This is a genomic window from Paenibacillus plantarum, assembly GCF_013141695.1.
Lineage (GTDB): Bacteria > Bacillota > Bacilli > Paenibacillales > NBRC-103111 > Paenibacillus_E > Paenibacillus_E plantarum.
Window position 1 is genome coordinate 1 of record NZ_WHNY01000024.1, and the last position, 950, is coordinate 950.

Below are 950 nucleotides of genomic sequence, written 5' to 3' on the forward strand. Positions count from 1 at the left end.
ATTATTCCAGAAAGAAAAATATACTTCCAACCCGAATTCTCTTACTGCGTTCACTGTGGAGCAAAACTGAAGCGAAGTCATACAGCTTGGAAGAAAAATATCTCTACGCTAAACGGTGTCATTCAAGCTTGGAGCATGGCCTATGTTTGTTCGAATCCAAACTGCGCATACCCAAAAACATACTACAAATCCGCGGAAGCAGCGTTGCTTGCTATGAAGCATACTTCGTATGGTTTTGACGTGCTTGCCTTAGTTGGTCAGCTTCGCTTCAAGCAACACATGACCATTGCAGAAATTACCGAAGAACTCACGGAGCGCGGTGTGTCCACATCGGAGCGGAACTCGCAAAGATTGTATGAACGCTATCTAACACTGTTACGCTCGAGTGTAACTGAATTTGTGAAGGATGAACTTCAGCATGTTGTCGTTCAACATGGGGGAATTATGATCTCCATGGATGGTGTGCAGCCTGAGAAAGGAAATGAGACCCTTTATGTCATTCGAGAAGTGTTCAGTGGGACAATTCTCGTCGCAAAAAGCGTGAAAAGTAGTTCGGCCGAAGAACTGAAGAGCCTTATTCAACCGGTTATTGATCTAGGTTTTCCCATCATCGGTATCGTTTCAGACGGACAGCAGTCTATTCGTCTAGCTATGGAATCACTGCTACCAGAAGTTCCGTATCAGTATTGTCAGTATCACTATTTAAAGGATGTAGCTAAGCCTATCGTGGATCTAGATCGAAAATTAAAAACGGGCATAAAGAAAAGTCTCCGCGGTATTCGTGCTATTGAAAGAAAGCTAGACCAAGATGTCTCCGAAGAAGCTGAAGTTGCAAAGGACTATTTGGCTGCAGTACGCTCGGTTCTTTTGGAAGATGGTAATCCGCCGCTAGATCTGCCAGGTCTTCGGATCTATGAGACATCAGAAGCCATTCAGGCATCGCTTGAAAG

1 protein-coding gene is annotated in these 950 nt (G+C 44.3%); it reads left to right on the top strand.

The genetic code is table 11. The annotated features are described in order from the left end of the window. Positions 1 to 213 precede the first annotated feature (213 nt). On the top strand, positions 214 to 950 hold a 737-nt coding region (locus GC096_RS07090; RefSeq protein WP_246302622.1), incomplete at its 3' end, for a transposase.